5 tRNA genes are annotated in these 559 nt (G+C 52.1%); all 5 read left to right on the forward strand.

Annotated features, from left to right (window positions below):
* Window positions 1-52: 52 nt before the first annotated feature.
* Window positions 53-137, forward strand: a tRNA-Leu gene (locus HMPREF1871_RS03795).
* 6 nt (window positions 138-143) lie between these two features.
* Window positions 144-218, forward strand: a tRNA-Gly gene (locus tag HMPREF1871_RS03800).
* 15 nt (window positions 219-233) lie between these two features.
* Window positions 234-322 (forward strand) — tRNA-Leu (locus tag HMPREF1871_RS03805).
* Between the two features lie 8 nt (window positions 323-330).
* Window positions 331-404, forward strand: a tRNA-Arg gene (locus tag HMPREF1871_RS03810).
* 13 nt (window positions 405-417) lie between these two features.
* Window positions 418-494 (forward strand) — tRNA-Pro (locus HMPREF1871_RS03815).
* Window positions 495-559: the final 65 nt, after the last annotated feature.

The raw sequence follows: 559 nt of genomic DNA on the forward strand, positions 1-559 counted from the left end.
GGGTCGAAGGTTCGAGTCCTTCATGGCTCACCATTTGATTTGATTCTTTCGCGCGGGTGTGGCGGAATTGGCAGACGCACTAGACTTAGGATCTAGCGCCTAACGGCGTGGGGGTTCGACTCCCTTCACCCGCACCATCAAAAGCGAAAGTAGTTCAGGGGTAGAACATCACCTTGCCAAGGTGAGGGTCGCGGGTTCAAATCCCGTCTTTCGCTCCAATAATCTAATATAATGCCGGGGTGGCGGAACTGGCAGACGCACAGGACTTAAAATCCTGCGATGTTAACTCATCGTACCGGTTCGATTCCGGTCCTCGGCACCATTATATTAGCGCCCATAGCTCAATTGGATAGAGCGTTTGACTACGGATCAAAAGGTTAGGGGTTCGACTCCTCTTGGGCGCGTTAAATAATCAAACGGGAAGTAGCTCAGCTTGGTAGAGCACTTGGTTTGGGACCAAGGGGTCGCAGGTTCGAATCCTGTCTTCCCGACCATGTTGAAAGTATTAAAAAAGGGGCCTTAGCTCAGATGGGAGAGCGCCTGCTTTGCACGCAGGAGG

The organism is Gemelliphila asaccharolytica, from assembly GCF_001553005.1.
In the GTDB taxonomy this organism is placed as follows: domain Bacteria; phylum Bacillota; class Bacilli; order Staphylococcales; family Gemellaceae; genus Gemelliphila; species Gemelliphila asaccharolytica.